Source organism: Psychrobacillus sp. NEAU-3TGS, assembly GCF_029955155.1.
In the GTDB taxonomy this organism is placed as follows: Bacteria; Bacillota; Bacilli; order Bacillales_A; family Planococcaceae; genus Psychrobacillus.
This window is the reverse complement of record NZ_JAPNOZ010000013.1, coordinates 1-1,739: the sequence shown is the minus strand read 5'-3', so window position 1 is coordinate 1,739 and position 1,739 is coordinate 1. Positions and strand designations below refer to the sequence as shown.

Annotated in this window: 4 protein-coding genes; all 4 read left to right on the top strand. The window is 40.0% G+C overall.

Going from position 1 to position 1,739, the window contains the following annotated elements; all coding sequences use genetic code 11:
• Positions 1–586 (top strand): hypothetical protein (locus OR571_RS22680; RefSeq protein WP_282246366.1); only part of this gene is annotated, 586 nt, incomplete at its 5' end.
• A gap of 256 nt (positions 587–842) precedes the next feature.
• Complete coding sequence (locus tag OR571_RS22675; protein ID WP_282246365.1) at positions 843–1,001, top strand: hypothetical protein; 159 nt, start codon at positions 843–845, stop codon at positions 999–1,001.
• Between the two features lie 165 nt (positions 1,002–1,166).
• Complete coding sequence (locus OR571_RS22670; RefSeq protein ID WP_282246364.1) at positions 1,167–1,412, top strand: hypothetical protein; 246 nt, start codon at positions 1,167–1,169, stop codon at positions 1,410–1,412.
• A gap of 61 nt (positions 1,413–1,473) precedes the next feature.
• Positions 1,474–1,739, top strand: a 266-nt coding sequence (locus tag OR571_RS22665) for a hypothetical protein (RefSeq protein ID WP_481900428.1), incomplete at its 3' end; no start/stop codon positions are given.

Here is a 1,739-nt window from a genome sequence, read left to right as displayed (position 1 = left end):
CAATCCTCAAAAGAATAAGACGTTCTACGAGGGTTTTTGGGACGTTTTTAGACAACACTTCGCAAAATATACGAAAAGAATAAAATCGTTCGACTTAGCGTTTGATGTTCCAGTTGATATGAAATCTCTGTTTGCAATCTCTTTGACTGGTAGGCAAAAAGCATACTACAAAGGCACACAGTATTTTGGTTCATCAGGAAATACAGGACGTCTAAAAATCTATGATAAGAAAAAGGAACTTGAACAGAAGCAAGGAGTAACGATACTTGAAGATAGAACGAGGATTGAGTATACAGTTCGATTAGAAGAGCCAATCGTATTCCAGTGGTTATGTAAGGCGGATTTGACCATAAACGAAGACTATGAAGTCGTGTATTTGAATCAGGAAAAGTTAACAGGCGAGATAAAATCAGCAGTATTGGCAATACATCACGATTACATGAAAATGAATGAATTTACGAGAACAACTAAAACCAAAATAAAAAAGGCATTGGCAAGCATGGAAAAATTGGACTTAGACCACGCTTACCGAAATGCCCGAGAAAAAATCATGAAAAGTATAAACTCGTATTTAAGACAAGTATAACCGAAATCGTGAATAAAAAAACCATAGAAACTGTGTTCCCCTTCGATTTGAAGGGGTTTTTTATTGGGAAAAATGGAGTGTATTGGATAGAGGGGGGTTCCCTGTACTGCGACAAGGTGGGGCCCCACTGGGGAGGTTGCCTTGTGGTGGTGCAGGGTTCCCCCTTGCCACACAACCTATTTTAGAAAATAACAAAATACGTTTGACGTTGAACCATAATTGAGTTATAATTGAACCATAGTTAGGAGGTGTATTGATGGCAGAAGAGCAAGAGTTAACATTTAGACGGGTAAATGCAAGGTTAACCCCAGAGTTATACGAGAAATTAGCACAAGAAGCCAAAGATAGAGGTTTATCGATACAGGCGGTCACGGTGCTGGCGATTGAAACTTATTTGGCTAAAGAGAAAGACTAACGGAATGGTTCTTGGAAGTTGGCGGAGCGAACCCTTGATAGGGGATTTTCTGTGGTACGCTGTTTGCGTTCGAGCCACCTTAGTTTTTTATCAAGGTGGTTCTTGGCTCGGAAATACCACAGAAAAGGCTCTCCCCTGTCAAGGGCAACTGGAGAGATCCATGGAGTGGCAGCACACATAAAAATTGGAGGGATTATTGTGTATCAAGTCTCATATAGCAACGTTGAAGGAACGAATTTGTATAAGGTTTGGGTTCATGCTCTTGGTCAAGGTGCGTATTTTGCAAAAGGTTATTTGGTTATGAAGGTAGGAATGAATCCACGGTGTTTAATTGGCTGTCAAGAGTTGTCGGTTCATGCGATAATGGAGTTAGGATTTGTGGTTCCGAATGAATCAGAAATGGTCGTTTGAAAACCGCCTCTCTAATAAGCGGTAAAACATGTCATATATAACACAACTCGGAGGTGAATTGATGGAAAAAACAATAGAATGCGTCTTAGATAATCTCGTAATCTATGTAGAAAGTGTGAGATTGGACGTATTTGAAGCATTTAGAGAAAAGTTAGGAGTTGCAGAAGTAGAAGGCACAGTCCCCCCTATACGTTTAACTATTGGACAAGGGTATTCTGATTATCATTACAGACTGAATGTAGGGCAAGGCGGCGGAGCAATTACAATTGGCTTTAAGCACAATTCTGTACGTAGTAACGAGATATGTTACACAATGCGTGTAGAGTT